Annotated in this window: 20 protein-coding genes; 16 read left to right on the top strand and 4 right to left on the bottom strand. The window is 43.9% G+C overall.

The window, feature by feature from the left end; all coding sequences use genetic code 11:
* Positions 1-45: 45 nt before the first annotated feature.
* Entirely contained in the window at positions 46-807 is a 762-nt protein-coding gene (locus ACTJKG_RS07670) for a CHAD domain-containing protein (protein WP_440738845.1), read from the bottom strand.
* Positions 808-1,156: 349 nt separating this feature from the next.
* Between ACTJKG_RS07670 and ACTJKG_RS07665 the strand changes: the two genes are divergently transcribed.
* From ACTJKG_RS07665 to ACTJKG_RS07650, 4 genes are all read left to right on the top strand, one after another.
* Positions 1,157-1,594, top strand: a complete 438-nt coding sequence (locus ACTJKG_RS07665) for a pyridoxamine 5'-phosphate oxidase family protein (protein ID WP_440738844.1) — start codon at positions 1,157-1,159, stop codon at positions 1,592-1,594.
* Between the two features lie 268 nt (positions 1,595-1,862).
* Positions 1,863-2,732 (top strand): universal stress protein, encoded by an 870-nt coding sequence (locus tag ACTJKG_RS07660; RefSeq protein WP_440738843.1) that lies wholly within the window; start codon positions 1,863-1,865, stop codon positions 2,730-2,732.
* A 30-nt stretch (positions 2,733-2,762) separates the two neighbouring features.
* A complete protein-coding gene (locus ACTJKG_RS07655) occupies positions 2,763-3,194 on the top strand; it encodes a hypothetical protein (RefSeq protein WP_440738842.1) in 432 nt (143 codons plus the stop codon).
* 17 nt (positions 3,195-3,211) lie between these two features.
* Positions 3,212-4,057, top strand: coding sequence for a universal stress protein (locus ACTJKG_RS07650; RefSeq protein ID WP_440738841.1), 846 nt, complete (start codon positions 3,212-3,214; stop codon positions 4,055-4,057).
* A 60-nt stretch (positions 4,058-4,117) separates the two neighbouring features.
* Here ACTJKG_RS07650 and ACTJKG_RS07645 read toward each other — a convergent pair whose 3' ends face one another.
* Together ACTJKG_RS07645 and ACTJKG_RS07640 are read right to left on the bottom strand one after the other, a co-directional pair.
* A complete protein-coding gene (locus tag ACTJKG_RS07645) occupies positions 4,118-5,899 on the bottom strand; it encodes a hypothetical protein (protein WP_440738840.1) in 1,782 nt (593 codons plus the stop codon).
* A gap of 46 nt (positions 5,900-5,945) precedes the next feature.
* The gene (locus tag ACTJKG_RS07640; protein ID WP_440738839.1) at positions 5,946-6,914 is read right to left on the bottom strand and encodes a DUF542 domain-containing protein; all 969 of its coding nucleotides are present in this window, start codon (positions 6,912-6,914) and stop codon (positions 5,946-5,948) included.
* A gap of 158 nt (positions 6,915-7,072) precedes the next feature.
* On the opposite strand from ACTJKG_RS07640, the gene ACTJKG_RS07635 reads away from it, so the two are divergent.
* From ACTJKG_RS07635 to ACTJKG_RS07580, 12 genes are all read left to right on the top strand, one after another.
* The gene (locus ACTJKG_RS07635; protein WP_440738838.1) at positions 7,073-9,463 is read left to right on the top strand and encodes a heavy metal translocating P-type ATPase; all 2,391 of its coding nucleotides are present in this window, start codon (positions 7,073-7,075) and stop codon (positions 9,461-9,463) included.
* Complete coding sequence (ccoS, locus tag ACTJKG_RS07630; RefSeq protein ID WP_440738837.1) at positions 9,460-9,621, top strand: cbb3-type cytochrome oxidase assembly protein CcoS; 162 nt, start codon at positions 9,460-9,462, stop codon at positions 9,619-9,621. The genes ACTJKG_RS07635 and ccoS overlap by 4 nt, the downstream gene beginning before the upstream one ends.
* Positions 9,622-9,706: 85 nt before the next feature.
* Positions 9,707-11,839 (top strand): cytochrome-c oxidase, cbb3-type subunit I, encoded by a 2,133-nt coding sequence (ccoN, locus tag ACTJKG_RS07625; protein WP_440739103.1) that lies wholly within the window; start codon positions 9,707-9,709, stop codon positions 11,837-11,839.
* 196 nt (positions 11,840-12,035) lie between these two features.
* A complete protein-coding gene (locus tag ACTJKG_RS07620) occupies positions 12,036-12,944 on the top strand; it encodes a cbb3-type cytochrome c oxidase N-terminal domain-containing protein (protein WP_440738836.1) in 909 nt (302 codons plus the stop codon).
* 3 nt (positions 12,945-12,947) lie between these two features.
* Entirely contained in the window at positions 12,948-14,324 is a 1,377-nt protein-coding gene (gene ccoG / locus ACTJKG_RS07615) for a cytochrome c oxidase accessory protein CcoG (RefSeq protein WP_440738835.1), read from the top strand.
* 4 nt (positions 14,325-14,328) lie between these two features.
* Complete coding sequence (locus tag ACTJKG_RS07610; RefSeq protein WP_440738834.1) at positions 14,329-14,751, top strand: FixH family protein; 423 nt, start codon at positions 14,329-14,331, stop codon at positions 14,749-14,751.
* A complete protein-coding gene (locus ACTJKG_RS07605; RefSeq protein WP_440738833.1) occupies positions 14,748-15,437 on the top strand; it encodes a sulfite exporter TauE/SafE family protein in 690 nt (229 codons plus the stop codon). Before ACTJKG_RS07610 ends, ACTJKG_RS07605 begins: the two co-directional genes overlap by 4 nt.
* Positions 15,438-15,842: 405 nt before the next feature.
* Entirely contained in the window at positions 15,843-17,891 is a 2,049-nt protein-coding gene (locus tag ACTJKG_RS07600; protein WP_440738832.1) for a tetratricopeptide repeat-containing sensor histidine kinase, read from the top strand.
* 944 nt (positions 17,892-18,835) lie between these two features.
* Positions 18,836-19,180 (top strand): hypothetical protein, encoded by a 345-nt coding sequence (locus ACTJKG_RS07595; protein ID WP_440738831.1) that lies wholly within the window; start codon positions 18,836-18,838, stop codon positions 19,178-19,180.
* A 34-nt stretch (positions 19,181-19,214) separates the two neighbouring features.
* Positions 19,215-20,249, top strand: coding sequence for an alcohol dehydrogenase AdhP (adhP, locus tag ACTJKG_RS07590; protein WP_440738830.1), 1,035 nt, complete (start codon positions 19,215-19,217; stop codon positions 20,247-20,249).
* Between the two features lie 19 nt (positions 20,250-20,268).
* Positions 20,269-20,472, top strand: a complete 204-nt coding sequence (locus ACTJKG_RS07585) for a ferrochelatase (RefSeq protein WP_440738829.1) — start codon at positions 20,269-20,271, stop codon at positions 20,470-20,472.
* Positions 20,375-20,965 (top strand): ferrochelatase, encoded by a 591-nt coding sequence (locus ACTJKG_RS07580; protein WP_440738828.1) that lies wholly within the window; start codon positions 20,375-20,377, stop codon positions 20,963-20,965. Before ACTJKG_RS07585 ends, ACTJKG_RS07580 begins: the two co-directional genes overlap by 98 nt.
* Here ACTJKG_RS07580 and hemN read toward each other — a convergent pair.
* Positions 20,945-22,315 carry an oxygen-independent coproporphyrinogen III oxidase gene (gene hemN, locus ACTJKG_RS07575; protein ID WP_172334911.1) on the bottom strand — a complete coding sequence of 457 codons (1,371 nt, stop codon included), beginning with the start codon at positions 22,313-22,315 and terminating at the stop codon, positions 20,945-20,947. The genes ACTJKG_RS07580 and hemN overlap by 21 nt on opposite strands.
* Positions 22,316-22,317 lie beyond the last annotated feature (2 nt).

Below are 22,317 nucleotides of genomic sequence, written 5' to 3'. Positions count from 1 at the left end.
ACAGAATATTGATGGAGACGAAGTTATGTTCTAAAAAAAACAGTTTCAAATTCCTGTAGTAGTTGCCCGGTGATAAAAATTATGGGTAAGATTGATGATCTCCTCTTTAAGTTTTTGTTGTGGCTCACTCAGGACATTTACAGCCGTGTTTGTTGTATGATCAAGTGATGGGCCACCGGTTAAGGACAATGAGTAATCGTGCCAGTTGCCAATTGCTTCCTGTACCTGTTTCAGGTAATCTTCATTCAATGTTAAGCCAAGCGTAGTTTGAACAACTTGGTAATTGTATAACAGCACTTTAATGCGTTTTCGGCACTCATGTAATTTTTCGTTAAACTGAATTGGCGCTAACGTGCCTGCAATTTGTTGAAGCTGGTCCTGGTAAAAGTGATAGACAGAAGAGTCTTTGAGGGGTTTTATATTCCTTTTAAGTCTGCGGTATACACTTTGGGCTTTTTTCAAATATCTGCGGGTTTTCAATCTGAAATTCGTACTGCACTTTTCTACGGTCAAATCCCGAGATGTTCTTTTCCTGGCTCCGGGTTCGTTAGTTAATTTCAATTTGATATAGGTGTTTCGCAATTTACCCGCTTCTTTAAAGATTTTCTTTACCGATCTGAACTTTTTGTTCATATGGGAGTGGGGCAAGAGGCTATCGGATAAGGTAGAAAAGGCTCTTAGCTTTTTTACCTGCACCCGGAACCGATGCAGATCTTCCTGTTCCCCTTTCTTTAAGTAAGATTTGAGATCAGCCTTCATATCCTTCCACTCCTGTTTGAAATATTTAATGCCGTTCTTCTTTTTCATGTGACCAGACTAACTTTTGTAAGATTATCTTATAAAATTACCGAATAGGTAAGTGCCACCATATGACTATGGTCACGCTGGTCTCCCGCCCAGGTCACCTATTGAAGTGATGATCATCATTTTATGGCTATGCTTCTTTTTGAATATTTGTTGTGATCATTTTACGGGAGATAAAAACTGGATGAACCGTATAGCAAAAATAATAAAGAAGGGCATAGTAAGGGTAAATCCTTATGTGCTTTTTCTATTGGTGGAGTTACTGCTGCTTATTCTTTTTGTGATTCTCCATTTTTTTTAGCCCGTCAGGTTTTTAACTATAATCGTGAGGAAACAAGATATGTTAGGTAAATTGACAACGAAGGAAATAGAGGACTTGTTAAGGCAACAGGTTACCGGCCGCATCGCCTGCTATGCTGATAGCCGTATTTATATAGTTCCAATTAACTATGTGTATGACGGTGCGTATATATATGGGCATTCTGCCCAGGGAAAGAAAATTGATATGATGCGCAGGAATCCTGAGGTATGCTTCGAGATTGACGATATCCAAAGCATATTCCGCTGGAAAAGTGTGATCGCCTGGGGAAGATTCGAAGAAATAACGGATATGGATGAAAAGCAACAGGCGATGCAGGCGATTATCCACCGGATCATGCCCCTTTCGGAAAATGCGCCCGACCACCCTTCTCACGGTATCACAGAAAAAGAAAGTGATGTAGGGAATAAAGTGGAACTAATTGTTTATAAAATTGCCTTGGGTGAAAAGACCGGCCGGTATGAGTATTAAATCGGTAATATTTACTTTGGTTGTTTTTTTCAGTCATCTTGCCGCATTTGCCGTCCATCCCCTTTTGTTAAGATAATAATTCTCAATACGACAAAAAACGGAAAATGGCTATGGGTATTTCCAAGGTAGGCCTGCTTACTTGGAAGAAAACCATAGTGACAAATAACACCAATTGTCGGATCCTGTATCATTATAAAATGTGATCATCGTCAGTTTTTCGCTGCGTACAATTTAGCAGCTTTACCAAACAAATTAGAGGTGTAAAGTCATGAAAACAATAGTAATTACTACCGATTTTTCGGATGGATCGAAACAGGCGGTTCGTTATGGATTTGAATTGGCCAGGCAGTTAAAGGCTAATATAACGCTTTGTAATGCCATGATTATTCCGGCAGAGATCCCACAAACAGGTTTTGTAGGTTGGCCACCGAATATTTTTGAGGAGTTGATGAATGACAGCGCAAAAGAGTTAAATACGCTTAAAGAGGGCTTGCTGGCTGATGGTCCAATGCCAGGTCAGTTTAAGCCGGTTATTACTTGTGTAAGTCAGCCGGGTACCGTATGTGACGTAGTTAGTCAGGCTGTTGATTTGCAAGTTACGGAATTGGTAGTGCTTGGAGCTCATCAAAAAGAAGGTATAGGTCAATGGTTGATTGGTAACCATACGCAAAGAATAATTGATACAAGCAATATTCCTTTATTGCTGGTATCAACTGAAATTCCTTTCAAAAAAATCAAAAAAATAGCATTCGCGACGGATTTTAGTCATTTGCAGGATGATTTGAACTGCATACGTAAACTGATCACGATCGCCGAACCGCTGAACGCGGGCATTTTGCTTGTACACGTCAATAATGAAAAACATAGTACTGTCCAGCTGCAACATTACTTGGATGAAGTACTGCAGGAATTAAGTAAAAAGTTAGGCTATAAAAATATGGAATACAAACTAATCAAAGACAGCCGTGCTGTGGCAGGAATGGATTGGCTGAGCAAGGAGGGGGATATAGATATGCTGGCCATGGTGCATCGTGCTCATGGTTTTTTTGCCGGCCTTTTAAAAGGCAGCCATACGCAAAAAATGGCAGGGCACATCCATATTCCCTTGTTGATTTTTTCCGATACCTTGTCTGTTTAAAAGTTAATATTTACCAAATACCACTTAGTTATGAACCCAACACCAACCGACGGCCAACTGGAGTATGAACTGCAGGAGCTGTATATTTTAAGCGAGCATTGGTTGCAGGATATCTCTTTTATGGAGGATGAAATTCATTTTTTTAAAAATATCCTGCCTAAATACAAGGACACGGACATGCTGAATAAGGTTCCGTCAAAAGCGCAGGACTTTACAGCAAAAATCCGGGAGCAGGAACTGCATCTCGAATCTCTTAAAATAAAGGTTCCGGAGTTTCTCCGTTTTCTTGAACCGTTCATTGGCGGCCAAAAAAAGGAAATGGATCTAAGCTTCCTTGAAAAATACAACAAATTGGAAACAGAGTTAAGAACCTTGTTTGCCGCGATTAAAGCAACTAAGAAAGAGCTCTTCAGCTATACGGAAGCGATCATAACCACGGAAAAAGCGGTGCAAACACGGTAAGCTTCCATCCCATAGTTATGAATACTATCGCTGTACTGACCGATTTTTCAGAAAGATCTGTCCACGCCACCCGTTTTGCTATGCATATGGCCAAAAAAATGAAGTCAAAAGTATTGTTGTTTAGCATGAACACTGTTCCTGCAAACCAGCAGCTGGTGACGGCCGGTGGATTACCGTATTTAATGGATTTCAGCAATGAGTTGGCAGATTTTACCCTGCGTATGGAACTTGACCTGCAAAACAGGTCATTTCCGGGGGCCTTTTTGCCCGAAGTGACTTTTAATAATGAAGGTCCTGAAATAGTGGACATCATGACAGCTATCATGAAAAACGGGGAGATCAATATGATCGTTACTTTTCCCTCCAGGGCTGACGACCTAGCGACTTATATACTCAGCGATGTTTGTACACGTGTCATTGACTGGGCTGCTGTTCCGGTGCTTGTGATACCTGAAAGTACTGCAATCAAAAATTTTGAAAAGATAGCTTTTGTGTCGCAACTCCACGAAGAGGATATCAATTCCATTGCCGAACTGGCTGGCCTTATGGAGGGTTTTGCTGCTGAATTGATGATTGCCCATCTGAATGAAGACCCTTCGGACATCTGTGTACAAAAGGCTGAAGAAAAACTTACTCGTGATTTGTATCAAAAGCTGAACTACGGTGGATTTTATTTTCGTAGTATTCCTGATACGAGAGTCCGGAAGGATTGGAGTTGGCTGAACGCGAATAAGAAGACGGATCTGCTCGCCGTCGTTCAGCAACCGGGGGAACAAATGGCAAGGTTTTTTAAAAGAGGGCAACATAGCCAGGTGACCTATCATATTACCACCCCGGTGATTATTCTTCCCAAGAGACCCTGAACACTTGAAAAGCATATGAAAAGGGCTGTACTAAAGGTACAGCCCTTTCCGTGTTTTAGCTCATATGTCTATCTGACTTAATTTTGTTTCTGAATGTGTTAGCTCTGTGATCCAATCCTGCAAGAATAGGTTTGTTTGGCTGGCAGACTCAGCGAAAAGTGTTTTATAATAGCTGATACCATCCTGTAACTGGAGCTTGAATTTGGTTAGTTGTTTCTTCTTTTTATCGCCCAATTCCTTCAATTGAGATTGGAGGTCACGCTGAAGGTAGTCGATATACAGGTTCAACTCCTTGATAAACATATGAGGCCTCCTGACCTTTTCCAACAGGTCCACTGTGCCATAGATATGCCGGGTCATTTCTTCCAGCGTATAAATTCTGGAAAAATAGGCCAGGTTCGGCCCGGGGCAAATCGCAACCGCGTGGTTTTCCCTGGGTTTCAGCATATCATATTTGATATAGGCGGAGGCGCAAAGACCTTCACAAAGGCATATTTTTTCAACTATGGATTGGTATTGTTGGTCATATTCCGACTCTGGAAGATTCAGGGTACGTAATTGATCTATTTTTAGCCGCTGGTATTTCCGGGAAGCAGTGCAGATGGGCTCTTCGGTAAATTCTGTATTTGTGCATAAATATTTTTTGGTACATGGACTGCCCGGTCGATTATTGTCGAGCCGCCTTTGGCGGAGTATTTCCGACGTGCTCTTTCCAAAATTATTGAACAAAATGCCAAGAGGAGACGCGCCGCTTAGATAATAATCTCCTTCCTCAGCTTGTTCCAGTTGCTCCAGTGTTTCCTTATCCACATTAGTGACCTCCGGGACCAGTAAAAAAGGGCTGCCCCAGCCAGTAGCGTCCATTTCGTAGTGCTCAAGCAGAAACTCGTTTTCCGAAGCTGTGCCGATCCCGCCCTGAACACTCAGTCGTTGTATAGGGGCTTCAGTACAGGTAATTCCTTTTTCCAGTAATGCGTTTTGGTAACTTTGAAAAAGCTCTTCTGCCATTTCCTGTCGCCTCTGCCTGAATTCCTCCAGGATTGGTCCAAGGAGGTACCCTTCCGTCGCGAACGCATGACCGCCGCAATTCAACCCGGATTCCACCCGGAACTCGGATACCCATATGCCCTTTTTAGCAAAAAATTTCGCCTGGATAAATGCAGAACGAAAATCACTCACCTTCAGGATAACTTTTTTTCTCAGAAGTCCGTTTTCATCAGGATAAAAATCCGCGAATGTTTCCACGTAACTGTATAACCGCGGGTTCATGCCTGCGGACAGGATCACTGAAGATTGCAGGTTGCTGAGGGCAAAGCCGCGAAGAGCAGCTAATGCATCTGTATTCAGGTCACCACTGGAATCTCCGTTTGCTGTATAATTCATTTTATCTACTTTAGACATGATATTCACATCAATGGCGCCCGGTTTTATTTCCCGTTTGAGTAATCCCTGCAAGTGTTCTTTTTGCCAATCATCTTTGAGCTCCCACATCAGATCATAGCCCTGTTTTAAACGTGAATATTCGGGAAGCAGATTGAAGTAACGGCATAGATCATTTTCCGCTTCAAATGGCAAAGCTTTCAACTCTTCAAACTGCTGGTCCACCAGGCGGTCAACCAGGTTCAGGTAAGCGGTGATTCTTCTGGCTCTCGCATCATCCTCTTTTTTTAAAATGGGGTTAAAGGCTTCACCGGCGACCTGTGTATGGTATTGGCGCATTCTTTCGATCAGCTCGTCATCCACAACAGACATGCTGGAGGATATGCCATATCGGGCAATTTTTATAGGTGTATCAATAGAATAACCTAATCCTAAAACCGGTATATGAAACGTATGGCTCATGATAATATAGTTAACTTGTTTAATTGAAATTTGAATATTCGGTTTATTAATAAATCATTTGTTTTCCCCTCAGCAGGCCTTCCATTTCATCAGCTTTAGGGAAAAGGATATTATTTTCCAGGTGGAAATGAAGAATAGCATCATCTTCATACTCAGCGAGTAACTTGTATAATATAGAGCAGGTACTGGAGGTATAGGCGGGCGCAGTATAATCGTTGGTGAGCAACCTTATTTGCTTAAAATTTTCGGCCACTTTTGCATTTTCCGCCCCTAGTGGGTATAAGAAATTCGCTATAGACCCAAAGTCAGCCGCTCTTATTTTTACCCTCGTTTTATAAGCAACATTTAACTGGATTATATAAGAAAACAGGATGGCCTCTTCATCGGCGCCTTTCAATTCGAGTAGCCTGCCCATGCTGGAAAATAGATCTGCGATCTGCTTAATTTCAGGATAGCGCACCCGTTCAGAGTCAGCGACTTTATATGCCAGCTCGGTAATGAACCTGGTTTGTGAATTGATAAATTGATGATGAAACTGGATGATATAATTGATCAAAAAAGCAATGTCCCAACCCGCATAGTTTGTTCCTTTCTCGGGCGTTATATGGCTCACTTCGGCCAACTGCCGGGAGACTTTTTCATAGGACAATCCCTTTTCCTCGCAAGCTTCCCGGAGGGTTTTATAGCCGTCGAAACTAAAATCGATATTCAGGCTTCTGAGCACCTGTGCTTTCCGGTAATCTTCTGAAATGATCCTGACTAACGTTTTCTCATTGTCGCTTATCTTATTTTTTATAATTTCTACGCTCCAGATCGCCGGGCCATTTTCAACCAGTTTCCATTGAAAAGCTCTTCCGCGTTTGGCCAGCAGCAGGGAATAAAGAGGCGATGGGTCACGATCATCAGTAACGATCATCGCATTTTTCGGTCTTAGGGCATCAAATTTCTCAAAGAAGACCAGGTGTTTTAAACCGGGGGTAACAGTGCTTATATTTATTATTTCGGGTATGTCCATCTAAAGTATTTGCCTGCAAAGCTATTCCGTGATGGTTGTTCAATAAATGACCAGGGTCATTTATCACTGAAAGTGACGGAGATCACTTTTTTAATTAATTCCAATCATTCCGGGGGAAAGGCATTTCCTTCATTTTTGAGATAAGAAAATAAAGAAAAATGCCGGAAACCATAACCCCTGTTAAGGTCAGCTGCTATCATTGCGGTGACGAATGCCTGACCACATCTTATAAAATAGAAGAAAAACAATTCTGCTGTCAGGGTTGCCAGAGCGTCTATAAAATATTGTCCGGTGCCGGGCTTTGCAGCTATTATAATTATAATGATCACCCGGGTACTACGCGTGTAAGGACAGATAAAAGGTTTGATTACCTGAGTGATCCGGTGATCCTGGCCGAACTGTTGGATTATACTGATGAACGTTTGTCGATCATTACCCTGTATATTCCACAGATCCATTGCAGTTCCTGTCTTTGGTTACTGGAACAACTGAACCGTTTTAACCCGGCCATCTATTATTCAAGGGTAGATTTTTTAAAAAAGCAACTGATCGTGCGGTTCGACCCCAGGGTGTTCAGCCTGCAGCAACTGGTGGAACTCTTATATGATGTGGGGTATGAGCCCCTGATCAGCCTGCAGGATATTATCCAAAAGCAAAACAAAGCAGAAAAAAGCAACCTTGTACAAAAGATCGCCGTGGCGGGTTTTTGTTTTGGTAATGTCATGCTGCTCAGCTTTCCGGAATATTTCGGGCTTTCAGGTTATGAACAGACATTCAGGCATTTTTTTGGTTACCTGAACCTCCTGTTTACTTTGCCGGTGGTATTTTTTAGCGGACGAGGTTACTTTACTTCTGCCTGGCATAACTTGAAAAACCGAGTATTGAACATTGATTTTCCGTTGGCCCTGGGTATTGCTGTGCTGTTTCTGCGAACTGCGGTGGAGGTTATTACCTATACAGGGGCAGGCTTTGCGGATACTTTATGCGGGCTGGTGTTTTTCCTGTTGGTGGGAAGATTTGTCCAGCAGAAAACCTATCATCATATCTCTTTTGAAAGAGATTACCGCTCTTTTTTTCCGGTCGCGGTTCAGACCATCGAGGGGACGGGAGAAAAAGCGGTACCACTTTCCGGCCTGGTGACCGGGCATCGTATGGTGATCCGTCATAATGAGATCATTCCCGCCGATGCCATCCTGCTGAAGGGACAGGCCTTGATCGATTTTAGTTTTGTTACCGGAGAATCGGTGCCTGTTAGTAAAACATTAGGTGAGATCATCTATGCAGGGGGACGACAGACGGGCGAGGCTATCGAATTGGAAGTGATTAAACCGGTTTCTCAAAGTTATCTGACCCAGTTGTGGAATAATGAGGCGTTTACCCGCAAACAGGATAACCGCATGAAAACATTTAATGAAAGGGTCAGTAAATATTTTACGATCGTTTTGATCGCCATTGCTGTGGGCTCCTTGCTATTCTGGCTGCCTTTAAACTATAGGCGCGGGATTGACGCTTTTACCGCAGTGCTCATTGTGGCTTGCCCCTGTGCGCTGGCATTAAGTACCCCATTTACAATGTCGGCCGCGTTAAGCATTTTTGACCGCAACCTTTTTTACCTCAAAAATACTGCGGTGGTGGAACAGATGGCCCGTATAAACACCCTGGTTATGGACAAGACGGGCACGATCACTACCGGCAACAGTAAGCGCATCGATTTAAGCGGGGAGTTGTCAGGGGATCAGCAGCAATTGATCTACAGCACCTGTATTAATTCCATCCATCCCCTAAGTCGTATGATCTGTCAATACCTCGGCTCCATGGAAAAGCTCCCTGTACTGAATTATAAGGAATTGCCCGGAAAAGGGATTACAGCTACCATCAACGGGCATCAGGTACGCATTGGCAGCGGTGAGTTTGTCTTCGGCTACTTTACGGAAACCAAATTGATGACCCGGGTTCATTTAATGATTGATGGGAGTTATCTTGGCTATTTTACCTTTTTGCAGGAGTATCGTCAGGGCATGGAGCGGATAGGGGAGTTAGAGCCGGCGTATTCGCTTTACCTGCTATCAGGAGACCAGGATCACGAACGGGATGAACTGCTCCGTTTTTTTGATCATAAAGGACACCTGTACTTCAGCCAATCCCCGCAGCAGAAGCTTGACCGGGTTGAAACGCTCCAGCAGCAGGGCCATAGGGTTATGATGCTGGGAGATGGCCTGAATGATTCCGGGGCATTAAAGCAAAGCGATCTGGGTGTGGCCGTTACGGATAATGTGAACAATTTTTCGCCGGGAAGTGATGCGATCCTGGACGGTCGTTCTTTTCATAAATTGCCGGCATTTCTATGTTTTTCAAAGGACGCCGTTCGTATTATCCATGCCTCTTTCCTGATCTCGCTCACCTATAATCTGGTCGGCCTGAGCTTTGCGGTTACCAGTCGTCTGTCGCCCCTGGTGGCCGCCGTATTGATGCCGCTAAGCACCGTGACCATTATCTCATTTACCACCCTGGCCACTCATTTCGCCGCAAAAAGGAGAAGACTCATATGAATATCATCTATTTCCTGATCGGGTGCAGCGTTTTGCTTGCCCTGATCTTCCTGGGCGCATTTTTCTGGGCTCAGCGCAGTGGACAAAATGATGACCTCTATACCCCATCGATGCGGATCCTGCTTGATGATGATGAGCGGAAAGCCGATGAAAAATGATCTCAATCATTTTTAAAGCCCCCTGTCATCATGCGATCACCCGATAAGCCTTAATAATTTTATGACCATAAACAGAGAACAATTTATGCAACCCGAAAGTTTTTACTATGACAACAAGATCGTCCGGAATTTTGGTATTGCTACCGTAGTCTGGGGGATTATCGGCATGACCGTCGGCCTCATCGCAGCTATCCAGCTATTCCATCCTGGTGCCAACATGCACAATCAGTATACAGCCTTCGGGCGTATCCGGCCGCTGCACACTAACGCGGTAATTTTCGCCTTTGTAGGCAACGCTATTTTTATGGGAGTATATTACTCTCTGCAGCGACTGTTGAAGGCAAGAATGTTCAGCGATGTGCTGAGTCAGGTCCACTTCTGGGGCTGGCAGTTGATCATCGTTTCCGCCGTCATCACCCTGCCACTGGGTTTTACAACCTCACATGAGTATGCAGAACTGGAATGGCCTATAGATATCGCCATTACCATCATCTGGGTAGTGTTTGGCTGGAATATGTTTGGCACCATTTTCAAACGCCGCGAAAGACATCTCTACGTGGCGATCTGGTTTTACATTGCTACGTTTGTGACCATTGCAGTACTGCATATAGTCAACTCGTTTGAGTTGCCGGTATCTTCTCTTAAAAGTTATATGGTTTACGCTGGCGTACAGGACGCGTTGGTGCAATGGTGGTACGGTCATAATGCAGTCGCATTTTTTCTGACCACACCCTATTTGGGCATGATGTATTATTTCCTGCCGAAAATGGCTAACCGCCCGATCTATTCCTATAAACTAAGTATCCTGCATTTTTGGGCGCTCATTTTTATTTATATATGGGCCGGCCCTCACCACTTGCTATATACCACACTACCGGGCTGGGCCCAATCATTGGGTGTTGCCTTTTCTATTATGCTGATCGCTCCGAGCTGGGGCGGTATGATTAATGGTCTGCTAACCCTTCGCGGAGCCTGGGACAAAGTAAGGGATGACGTGATCTTGAAATTCATGGTTGTCGGGTTGACTGCCTATGGTATGGCCACCTTCGAAGGACCAATGCTTTCCCTCAAACAGGTGAACGGGATCGCGCATTTCAGTGATTGGATCATTGCCCATGTGCATGTCGGTGCACTGGGTTGGAACGGATTCTTAACTTTTGCTATCCTGTACTGGCTGATACCGCGTATCTATAAAACGGAGTTGTTCTCTAAAAAGATGGCTTCCTTTCACTTCTGGATCGGGACGCTTGGCATCCTTTTTTATGCTATACCGATGTATTGGGCAGGTTTTACGCAAAGCCTGATGCTCAAGGAATTTACCCCTGAAGGTATGTTGAAGTATCCCAACTTTTTGGAAACGACCCTTCAAATCCTCCCTATGCATATGATGCGTGCTGCCGGGGGAGCCATGTATCTGCTGGGTGTTATGGTGATGGCTTACAACCTGATGCGTACTGCACTGCAAGGCAAGTTAGTAGCTAATGAAGCCGCACAGGCTTTGCCATTAATACCGGTTCATCAAATCGCGCAGGAAAGTGGCTGGCACCGTCGACTGGAGCGCAGACCCATTCAGATGCTGATTGCCGCACTGTTGGTTATCCTTATCGGTACCTTTGTGGAGTTGATGCCGACGCTAACGATTTCTTCTAATATTCCTACGATCGCAGCGGTTAAGCCTTATACACCACTGGAGCTGCAGGGCAGGGACCTCTATATCCGAGAAGGATGTTCTAACTGTCACTCGCAAACGGTCAGGCCGTTCCGCTCAGAAACAGAACGCTATGGAGAATACAGTAAAGCGGGCGAGTTTGTTTATGATCACCCATTTTTATGGGGATCCAAACGTACAGGACCTGATTTGGCCAGAGAGGGACAGAAATATGGCAATGCCTGGCACTATAATCACCTAATGGATCCGCGGCTGATGTCTCCAGGCAGTATTATGCCGGAATATGACTGGCTGATCTCGCAAAAATTGGATACGACCACGACGCGGACCAAAATACATGCCATGCGTATGTTAGGCGTTCCCTATCCTTTAGGTTATGAGAATATAGCCAACCGCGACCTGGATAAACAGGCGAAACAGATCAGTGATAACTTATACCTGGACAAGATCAAGGTTAGAAACAACCGGGAGATCATAGCGCTCATCGCCTATCTACAGCGCCTGGGTACAGATATCAAAGCCAATAAAACAGCCAATAACTCTAAATAAGAAAAACCATGTTTAAGCAATTTACCGAAAATATCAACGCAAATCAGGTCTACCTACTTTTCTCTTTAGGGATATTCTTTGTGTTCTTTATTGTTGTAACGGTCATGCTGATCCGCATCCGGAAACAACATGTGGATCACATGCGTGATCTTCCCCTGCACGACAGTTTAACGGATTCAACACAATCTTTACAATCATGAAATACCACCGGATACTCTTATTTGCAACCTTTTTGTTGCTTGCTATGCAGCCGGCCATGGCCAGCGATGACAGTCTGATACCCGGAGATGTCATGAATTATATCGGGTTTGGCGCCATCGTAGCTATGTTGCTGCTCTTTGTTATCGTCATGCTGGTGCTGTTAAAGACATTTAAGATACTGACGAGGGTGGTATTAAGGGAGCAGGGTTTGACAGCAGCAGAAATAAATGCTGAAATGAATCCCATTAAACCCAAAAAAGAGAGGAAACCAAAGGCGGAGGTATGGCAAAAGCTTTTATCCCTCAAACCGTTGACAGAAGAGCGGGAACTGCTGATAGCACATGATTATGATGGCATTCAGGAGCTCGATAACCCAATCCCGGCATGGTTCATGTACCTGTTTTATGGTACAATCATTTTCGCTGTAGGTTACTTGCTGAACTACCACGTATTAAAAACGGGACAGCTACAATATTCGGAGTACCGGACGGAAATGGCACATGCGGATATCGAAAAGAAAGCCTTTTTAAGTAAAGCTGCTAACCGCGTGGATGAAAATACGGTGAAGCTGATGACCGATCCTTCGGTGATCGCCTCGGGACAGGCTATCTTTAAAAGCACCTGTGCCCCTTGTCATGGTGACCATGCCCAGGGGAATGTTGGGCCCAACCTGACCGACGATTACTGGCTGCATGGTGGAAAGATCAATGACCTGTTTAAAACCATTAAGTACGGGGTTTTATCCAAAGGCATGCCAACCTGGGAAAAACAATTATCACCCAAGCAGATTTCTGATGTGGCCAATTACATCGAATCATTGCATGGATCTAACCCTGCAGGTGCCAAGGCTCCTCAGGGAACGAAAGAAACAGATACGGATCAAAAACTTGTTGCCAATAAATAGATCATGGACGCACTTCTGGTAGCAAAAGAAACACCAAAACGCCAATGGCTCTATCCGCTGATCCGGAAAGGAAAGTTGTATCACTGGCGCTCCCGCATAACCTATGTTTACCTGGCTGTATTTTTTGCCGGCCCGTATTTACGTATTAACGGGCAACCATTTTTGCTATTGGATTTTATAAACCGTCAGTTTGTTATTCTCGGACAGGTTTTCTGGCCACAGGACATTTTCCTTTTTGCGCTCGCGTCGCTTGTCTTTCTCCTAGCTATCGTCTTGTTTACCATCGCGTTCGGCAGGATATTTTGCGGTTGGATTTGTCCCCAAACCATTTTCATGGAACTTGTATTCCGAAAAATAGAGGTCTGGATCGAAGGTAGCCCGGCAAAAGCCAAAAAACTGGATGCCGGTCCCTTGACCCGGGAGAAAATTTTTAAAAAAGGGACAAAGCATGCGCTCTTTATTTTCATATCCTTTTTGATTTCCAATACCTTCCTTGCGTATATCATTGGCAGCGGAAGTTTGATCAGGATTGTTACCGAGCCGGTAAAGACCCATTGGGTGGGATTTATCAGTATATGGCTATTCACGCTGGTTTTTTATTTGATTTATAGCAGGGTACGCGAACAGGTATGTACGCTGTTTTGTCCTTATGGCCGTTTACAGGGTGTCATGATTGATCAGCATACGCTGGTTGTTGCTTATAATGATATCCGGGGGGAACCCCGTGGGAAATTAAAGAAGAAGGATGATTCACTTCGTCAACATAAAGGAGATTGTGTGGATTGCGGCCTGTGCGTGGATGTTTGCCCCACAGGTATTGACATCCGGAAGGGTACCCAGTTGGAATGTATCAATTGTACGGCCTGTATTGATGTGTGTAACGACGTGATGACTAAAATAAACAGGCAACCAAACCTGATAGGTTTCTATTCTGAAAACATGATCCGGGAAAAGGAAAAACCGGCCTTTACCTGGAGAATGGCGGGATATGGCGGGGTCATCTTTGTGATGATGGCGGTACTCTGTTATTTCATTTTCAGCCGGGCCAATATGGATCTGGCCATTTTACGCAGCGCTGGAATGCTTTATCAGGAACAGCCCGGGCATTATATCAGTAATATCTACAATGCGGAAATTATCAATAAATCCAATACGGACAGGAACGTCGACATTGTTCCGGCTGACCCAGCGATTAAAATAAAATATATCCAGGCACCGGGGGAGGTCAACGCAGGAGGTTCAACGAAAACGGTCTTTTTCCTGATGATTCAGGACAAAGACATTAAGGCCGAAAAAACGGATGTGAAAATTAACCTGGTCTTTAATAAGAAAATTATACAAACGGTCAGCACCACTTTTGTAGGACCATCAAACGATTAAAGAAATGAACTGGGGAAAAGGAATTATTTTGGGCATGGCCCTGTTTATGCTATTTATCATCGGCATGTGTGTACACATGTTCAGGATGCCTGCAGATGAATATGATCATCACTATTATGAAAAGGGTCTGAATTTCGATCAGGATTATAATAAAGAAATGCAGGTTGTAACCGATAGGACCAGGCCGGAAATTCGGATTAACGGAGATGTTGTCCATATTGATTTTAAGAAATCCGCAAAGGGGAATATCAGATTTATCAGGCCTTCTAGCGAGGCGTTGGATAAAGTATTTCAGCTGAATACGGGCACGGGGAAAACAGCTTTGTTTTCCATCGTTACACTGGTCAAAGGTCGCTGGCAGCTGGTTTTGGAGTGGAAAAGCGACCAAAAGAATTATTTATATGAACAGGAGGTGGATCTCCGATGAGCAGCAACCAGATCGCTTTTTTTATTGGCCTGTTTGGCAGCATGCACTGTATTGGTATGTGCGGACCGCTGGCTTTCGCGATACCTTCGTTTGATATCCGTTGGTGGCGGATCATCATTGACAAAATTGCTTATAATGCCGGGCGAGTGATTACCTACTCGTTTTTGGGTTTACTGATAGGTTTGCTGGGGCACCAGCTTTGGCTAACTGGATTGCAACAAGGTGTTAGCGTGATCAGCGGCTTGCTAATTATCGGCGCCGGCTTTTCTAGGCTGATCAAGGTTGAAATTTCCAGCAGTCGGCTAATATCTGCATTCCTGACGCCCATTACCCAGCTAATCAGTTATGCCTTGAGGCATAAAGCAGGGCATTTCGCCGTCGGTATGCTGAACGGGTTCCTGCCCTGCGGTTTTGTTTACCTGGCATTGATCGGCGCGGTCAACACTTCATCTCCTTTTTCATCAGCCTGGTATATGTTCTGGTTCGGGGTAGGTACCTTTCCCTTAATGCTGCTGGCAACGGTCGGTACCGGATTTATCGGTCCTGTATTCCGCCGACGGATCAATAACGCCATGCCTTACCTGATGGTTTGCCTGGGCTGCTGGTTTGTACTGCGCGGCCTGGGCATGGATGTTCCTTACCTGAGCCCGGTAAAACAAGTGTCTGGCATCTCTGTTTGTCATTAATTCTTTATGCAGACCCAAAAATGAAATTTATACTCAGACATTTAGGAAACCGCCGGGCATATGGACATGATGTGAGGATCGCCACTTTGTAAAGCCTTACTGCCGATTTGGTAAATGCGACGGGCTTTTAGCAGAGGGGTTTTGTTTTATGGTAAAATAAAATGACAATTGATATAACTTATGTGAATAGGGTTGGGATCTGGCATGGATTTCGGAGTAAGTTCACAGACTAAGATTTTACGAAAAAAGTTTAAGCGGACTGAATTTAAATATTTTTATATCAATCATTTATAACTTTGTGTATAAATTAAATAAATTACCCGATGAGGTATATGCATTAAGGATAATTTAAATTAGTTTCCATCGTTTGTTACATCAGAAAATACCCCTCTAAAATAACAATGAATGTACCACCAGCCTATCGCTTATTTGAAGAAAACAGCTTTAATAATATCCATCACATTTATCTTAGCTGCTTGTCATCAATCCGACATAAACGGAAAAAACTATCCGACCCGTACGGATAGTATATTGGACCGGGCAAATTTGTTGCTGAGCGCGGGCAAAATCCACCCTTCATTACACTTTGTAGACTCAGCTTACCGGGCTTTTCCTGAAGCAGGTCCGGCCGACCTATGGAACAAGTACAATTATTTGTATAAATTTTACTTAAACGACCAACCGGATACTACAAAATGTAAGGCTTATATTGATAGTATGATATTGGTTCTAAGAGGGCGGGAAAGTCTGTATAAAACAGAATATGCCCATACGCTATTTGCCAAAGGCGATCTCCTGATGTCAGAAAAAAAATATACAGAAGCTTTTGGTTATTATTATAATGGTCGTAGCTATGCCCAAAAAAATCTGGATAGTTGCAGTCTGTCTGCGTTTACCTACCAACTGGCTATGGTCAGATATAACCAGTTGCAGTTTCGGGAGGCAATTCCCTATTTCAAGCAAACTTTAAAAGAAACAAACTATTGCGAAACAGGGACAAATTTCACCAATCGTTTTATGCTGCCGCAGAATATTATGCGCATGACCGGACTGTCTTATGCGCAGCTCGATCAAAGAGATAGTTCTATTTATTACTACAAGCGGACATTGGCATTTATAAACCGAATGGAGTCACTTTTTCCGCAAAAAAAAACCGATATTCTGATAGCCCGTGGTATGATCTATGGCAACCTGGGCGGCGCTTATATGTGGAGGAATATTGATGACAAAGCAGAATATTATTTAACGGAAAGTATCCGAATCAATGATCAGCTGGGGTTTAATAACACTGATGCTATAGGGGTCAGATTTACCCTGGCATATCTTTATATCCGTGCCTCCAAATTGGATTCGGCAGCCAGATTGATCCGCGAGATACAGAATGGATTGAAAATTATTAGAAAACCGGATATGGATGAGTATTGGGTAAACCTTTACAGCATAAAGCGAACTTATTATGATAAAGTTCCCAATGTAGATTCCGCTTATTACTACCAGACAAAATTTTTCACTTATGTTGATTCGCTTAGGAAAGCCCAAAAAGATCTCCGGAAAGCGGATATGGAAGGAGCTTTTAAAAGTACAGAACAGCAGTATAAACTAGAACTGCTAAACCGGGACGATAAACTGAAAACAGTTTACCTGCTGGCAATTATTACCTTTGCAATTATGGCGATCATAATCCTTTTGGTGATCTGGGGCAATTTAAAACGTACCAATAAAGCCAACAAACAAATCAGCGAAAAAAATACCCATATGCAAAAGGCCCTCAGCGCTTTGGAGCAAAGCCAGGAGGACAATACCCGGATGATGCGGATCGTTGCCCATGATTTACGGAACCCGATTGGAGCCATCACCTCTGTCGCCTCCCTGATGTTGGAAGAATCGGAGCATTCTGAAGATGACAGAATGATGCTGGAACTGATCAAAACGTCCGGGCAAAACTCGCTGGAGCTTGTTAGCGATCTTCTCCAGGTACATACCCGCACGGAGGAATTAAAAAAGGAGCCGGTAGATTTATATCAGATGCTATGTTATTGCATTGACCTCCTGAATTTTAAAGCTGAAACTAAGGGTCAGCAATTAATTTTAAAGGCGCTACCTGTAATTATACCACTTAACCGCGAAAAAATGTGGCGGGTAGTCAGCAACTTAATCACCAATGCTATCAAATTCAGCCCAAGTGGTTCCCATATTACAGTGCAATTATGGGAAAAACCACAGAGTGTGGTTATCACCGTACAAGATCATGGCATTGGTATCCCGATGGAAATGAGCAGTAAAATATTTGATATGTTCACAGAAGCTAAAAGACTTGGAACAGCAGGCGAACAACCTTTTGGCCTGGGACTGGCCATTTCCAAACAAATCGTTGAGGCTCATGGCGGGAAGATCTGGTTTGATAGTATGTTGGGTAATGGAACTACATTTTATGTAGAATTGCCACAGCCATAGTATGACCATAGTAGGTTCATCCATTTGCGCCTCAACGCTCACAAAGTTTTTGTTAAAAAGGTTGCCGATCTTTTCTTGCGGAAAAACTTCAGCTATCATTTTTTTTTAAAAGATGCACCAAGTAGCTGAACAATCCACAAAAACATACTTGTTTTCTTTTTTTTAGCTTTTTCTTTTATCTGTTGGAAACTGAGCCCGTGTTCAAAATGTACCCTTTTCTTTTTGTATCCATCCAAAAAGGGATCAATAGTAATAATAATATTAACTGAATCACTTCTTTCTTCGTACCCGGGATTTGTTTCTTTTCGACCTTGAATGACCAGCGAGCCATCTTTACAAGATGCATTTTCTCTATGGTACCATTGGGCCTCCTTGTTTCTAATAAAACCTAATCTGAAGGTCCGCTTTTTGGTGCAGGAGCACCATTTCCGTTAAATTCATCTGGCCAGACCAATTGATAGTTCTCTGATTTGAAAGCTCGTTGAATAGCTATTGTCTGCTTATGCCTGATTAACCTAAAACCACTATATATGAATGCTGCGCTGAGGATAAGCAGGGTCAAAGGCATTGATGCCTTTCGATGATAATAGCTTAATGATTTCTGTGGGTCTATATTTATACATTGAAAATAATCCGAACTATGATCCATTCCTGATCGCATCACTTTGTTGATTTAAATACAATGCAAAAAAGAGAAGCTAATTTTTACCGGTACAAATCAGCAAAAAAGTGGGTCAACTCACCTGTAATATATTTTTTTTCTTCTGGCATTTATATTGGTTTATATCTTATTTATGACATTTTTCGGATTAAGCTAAAACACTATTACTGGCAGTTTTCAGGTCAGGCCGGATGAAAGGTGATCCATATCATTTTTAAACAACACCTTCATCATGGAACAGGCTATGGCCGCAACGGATATTTGTACTATTAAAATATCAATTATGGCAACCTTAACAGCACCTGCCCAATGGAATACCAAAGCGGCAGTAAAATCTAAATCAAATAACCTTATCAGCAAATGGACCGCTTTTATGGAAAGTCAGTCCGGAAATAAAACGCTATGGTTTCTGGTGTCCCTGGTGGTTCAGGGTGTCTTTTTTCTCCCGGTTCCGGCGGTGCTCATTTACTATTTTGACGCTCCTGTACTGGTACTGGCCGTTACACTGACGCTCTTCTTCGCGAATATTATAGCAGGCATGGGGGGCGCCGGAATCAGGACATTGCTTCGGCTTTTTGCAGCCAGTATCATCATTCATACCCTGATGGTGTTGGTCTGTATTGTATAAATGATGAAACAGTGTTTTTTTAAATAATTGCGATATGATACCTCAGAAAATGAAAGCAGCGGTGATTCATCAGTTTGGCGCACCCTTGCAAATAGAAGAAGTGGCTGTAAAAACACCGCATGCGAATCAGATTCTTGTAAAAGTGATCGCCTGCGGAGTTTGTCATACTGATCTGCACGCCTGTAACGGCGATTGGCCTGTAAAACCCAAACTTCCGCTTATACCGGGTCACGAAGCCATTGGTTATGTTGTTGCGATGGGTGCGGATGTACAAGACATTAAAGAAGGCGATATTGTTGGTGTGCCTTGGCTTCACAGCGCCTGTGGGTGCTGTGAATTCTGTATCACTGGTTGGGAAACACTATGCGGGACTCAGCAGAATGGCGGTTACAGTATTGACGGAGGTTTCGCGGAATATGTCTTGGCTGATCCCCGATACGTAGCACGCTTTCCAAAAGGCATTAATTTTACGGAAATGGCGCCGATCATTTGTGCCGGTGTTACGGTTTACAAGGGCCTGAAGGAAACAGAGGTTAAGCCTGGAGAATGGGTCGCCATTTCCGGCGTTGGCGGTCTTGGCCATTTGGCTGTTCAGTATGCGAAAGCCATGGGGATGCATGTTGCTGCCATAGATATCGCTGATGATAAACTGAATCTGGCTAGAAAATTGGGCGCCGATCTCGTAGTGAATGCGAGGGAAGAGGATCCCGGAGCCTTTCTTCAAAAAGAAACAGGAGGAATGCACGGTGTGTTAGTTACCGCTGTTTCCCCGATAGCCTTTCAGCAGGGTATTTCCGCGCTGCGCCGAAAAGGCACCATCGCCCTGAATGGACTGCCTAAGGGGAGTTTCGATCTTTCGATATTTGATACGGTATTGAACCGATATACAGTCCGCGGGTCCATCGTCGGAAACCGTAAGGATATGCAGGAGGCTATTGCATTTGCTGTAGAAGGCAAGGTGAAAGCAACAGTGCATGCCGCAAAGCTGGAAGATATCAATATGGTATTTGGTGATATGAAAAAAGGCCTGATCGACGGACGTGTGGTTCTGGAAATTGCGAAACCTTGAACTGCTCCACATTTTATATATGCGAAAAGAACTTTTACTGGTCAATTTAGGTACGCCGGACAGCCCGGCCGTTGGCGATATACGGAAATATCCGGCCGAGTTTTTAATGGATAAAAGGGTGATCGATGTTCACCCTTTTTTACGCTTTCTACTGGCGCGCGGGTGGCATTGTGTCTTTTCGCGTAACAAAATCTGCTGGGCTCTACCGGCAGGTCTGGAATGACCGGACCGGTTCTCCCTTATTGCACTTTAGTAAACTCCAACAGCAGCTGCTCAAACCGGAGCTGGGCAATGATTACATCGTTGAACTCGGTATGAGGTATCAATATCCGTCTATTGAATTGGCGTTAAATAAACTGAAATGTGCCGGTGTCAACAGTATTACAGTTATTCCGCTTTTTCCGCAATATGCTTCAACTACTACGGGCTCAGTAGTTGCCGAAGTGATGCGGGTGATAAGCCGGTGGCCGGATATTTTGCCGCTTAGCGTTAAGATAGCGTTCTATGATCATCCGATATTCATCGATGTTTTCACAGAAAAGGTGCAGCATTACGACCGAGGTCCTTATGATCACCTGTTGTTCAGCTTTCATGGCTTGCCGGAAAGGCAGTTAAAAGCCTGTGATCCCTCGGGGACGTATTGCCTGATGCGCGCTGCGGGCGATAGTAATGGAGAAATCTGTCTGCCCGCTTGTTTAAATAGCCATACTAAATAACTGAGAGGATGGCTTGTCTGCCCACAGCCGGGTATCAAAGCACATGCAGATGTTGCGTAGAAACCGCTTACCAAGCTGGGTCACCTCTAATCCTGAAGGATCTATAATCACCAAGCCATCACTTGCCAGTGGGTGCAGCCGGATTAATACTTTTGAAAGCTCGTGGTTAGCTCCATGGAATTGTTTCCAGGAGGTATATCCTCTGCACATCATATTTAAAATTTGTTGGCGGATAACCAGGTCTGTTCCACTGAGGAGGTGCCCTTTAACAACAGGAAGATCATCCTTACGGATCATCTCCAGGTATGCTTCCACTGTCTTTGCATTTTGTGCGAAACCATACCATGAATCACTGATAGCCGAAACTCCCAAGCCGATGAGCAATCGGGTATGCTGTGGAGTATAACCCATGAAATTCCGGTGCAGGGTACCCTGTTTTTCAGCACGAAACAATTCATCCTCAGGCAACGCAAAGTGGTCCATGCCAATCTCCCGGTAGCCATGGTTAATGAGTAAATTCCTGCCGGTTTCCTGTAGTTTACCCTTCATTTCCGGATCAGGAAGATCGTCTTCCGTAAATTTACGCTGGCCGGGTTTTATCCAGGGCACGTGCGCATAGCTGTAAAAAGCGATCCGGTCCGGTTTTAGTTCAGCTACTGTGCTCATGGTTTTGACCAGTCCTTCTATTGTCTGCAATGGCAGGCCATAGATCAAATCATAATTAATGGACGTATAGCCGATTCTCCGGGCTTGCAGTGTAACCGTCTGCACCTGTTCAAAGGTCTGCCGCCGATTGATGATCAATTGTACCTGAGGATCGAAATCCTGAATGCCGAGACTAAGCCTGCGGAAACCCAGACCGAATAAAGTCTGGAGATGGTCCACTGTAGTGTTCGCCGGATGTGCTTCAAAACTAAAGTCCGCATTTTTGTGGATATGGACGTCCCTCAACAAGCCGTCGATCAGCTTATGCAGGTTGTGCACGCTAAAAAATGTGGGTGTACCGCCGCCCAGGTGTATTTCCCGGATAACGGGTGTTTCTTTGAGAATGTTGCGGTATAATTGCCATTCCTTTAATACCGCAGCGATATAAGGTTCTTCAACCCGGTGATTTTTGGTGATACGCGTATTGCAGCCGCAATAGGTGCATAAATTTTCGCAAAAAGGGAGATGAATATATAAACTGATACCGGATGCTTGATTACTTTCATCAAAAGAAAGCTTAACGGATTTTGTCCAGGATGCAGTGTTAAAAGAATTACTGTCCCAATAAGGCATCGTCGGATAACTGGTATAGCGCGGCGCCGCGACATTATATTTAGCGGTGAGTTTTTTTAATCTGTTTTCCATAA

Origin of the sequence: Mucilaginibacter sp. 22184 (genome assembly GCF_052045695.1) — a bacterium.
GTDB lineage: Bacteria > Bacteroidota > Bacteroidia > Sphingobacteriales > Sphingobacteriaceae > Mucilaginibacter.
The sequence above is the reverse complement of the archived record's forward strand: the minus strand, read 5'-3'. Positions and strand labels throughout refer to the sequence as shown.

Excerpts from the sequence above, each read along its gene's own strand:
- ACTJKG_RS07610 (WP_440738834.1), top strand. The coding sequence starts at position 14,329 with ATGAACTGGGGAAAAGGAATTATTTTGGGCATGGCCCTGTTTATGCTA.
- ACTJKG_RS07600 (WP_440738832.1), top strand. The coding sequence starts at position 15,843 with ATGTACCACCAGCCTATCGCTTATTTGAAGAAAACAGCTTTAATAATA.
- ACTJKG_RS07670 (WP_440738845.1), bottom strand. The coding sequence starts at position 807 with ATGAAAAAGAAGAACGGCATTAAATATTTCAAACAGGAGTGGAAGGAT.
- adhP (WP_440738830.1), top strand. The coding sequence starts at position 19,215 with ATGATACCTCAGAAAATGAAAGCAGCGGTGATTCATCAGTTTGGCGCA.
- ACTJKG_RS07595 (WP_440738831.1), top strand. The coding sequence starts at position 18,836 with ATGGCAACCTTAACAGCACCTGCCCAATGGAATACCAAAGCGGCAGTA.
- ccoN (WP_440739103.1), top strand. The coding sequence starts at position 9,707 with ATGCAACCCGAAAGTTTTTACTATGACAACAAGATCGTCCGGAATTTT.
- ACTJKG_RS07640 (WP_440738839.1), bottom strand. The coding sequence starts at position 6,914 with ATGGACATACCCGAAATAATAAATATAAGCACTGTTACCCCCGGTTTA.
- hemN (WP_172334911.1), bottom strand. The coding sequence starts at position 22,315 with ATGGAAAACAGATTAAAAAAACTCACCGCTAAATATAATGTCGCGGCG.
- ACTJKG_RS07655 (WP_440738842.1), top strand. The coding sequence starts at position 2,763 with ATGAACCCAACACCAACCGACGGCCAACTGGAGTATGAACTGCAGGAG.
- ACTJKG_RS07650 (WP_440738841.1), top strand. The coding sequence starts at position 3,212 with ATGAATACTATCGCTGTACTGACCGATTTTTCAGAAAGATCTGTCCAC.
- ACTJKG_RS07660 (WP_440738843.1), top strand. The coding sequence starts at position 1,863 with ATGAAAACAATAGTAATTACTACCGATTTTTCGGATGGATCGAAACAG.
- ACTJKG_RS07635 (WP_440738838.1), top strand. The coding sequence starts at position 7,073 with ATGCCGGAAACCATAACCCCTGTTAAGGTCAGCTGCTATCATTGCGGT.
- ACTJKG_RS07585 (WP_440738829.1), top strand. The coding sequence starts at position 20,269 with ATGCGAAAAGAACTTTTACTGGTCAATTTAGGTACGCCGGACAGCCCG.
- ACTJKG_RS07580 (WP_440738828.1), top strand. The coding sequence starts at position 20,375 with ATGTTCACCCTTTTTTACGCTTTCTACTGGCGCGCGGGTGGCATTGTG.
- ccoG (WP_440738835.1), top strand. The coding sequence starts at position 12,948 with ATGGACGCACTTCTGGTAGCAAAAGAAACACCAAAACGCCAATGGCTC.
- ACTJKG_RS07605 (WP_440738833.1), top strand. The coding sequence starts at position 14,748 with ATGAGCAGCAACCAGATCGCTTTTTTTATTGGCCTGTTTGGCAGCATG.
- ccoS (WP_440738837.1), top strand. The coding sequence starts at position 9,460 with ATGAATATCATCTATTTCCTGATCGGGTGCAGCGTTTTGCTTGCCCTG.
- ACTJKG_RS07645 (WP_440738840.1), bottom strand. The coding sequence starts at position 5,899 with ATGAGCCATACGTTTCATATACCGGTTTTAGGATTAGGTTATTCTATT.
- ACTJKG_RS07620 (WP_440738836.1), top strand. The coding sequence starts at position 12,036 with ATGAAATACCACCGGATACTCTTATTTGCAACCTTTTTGTTGCTTGCT.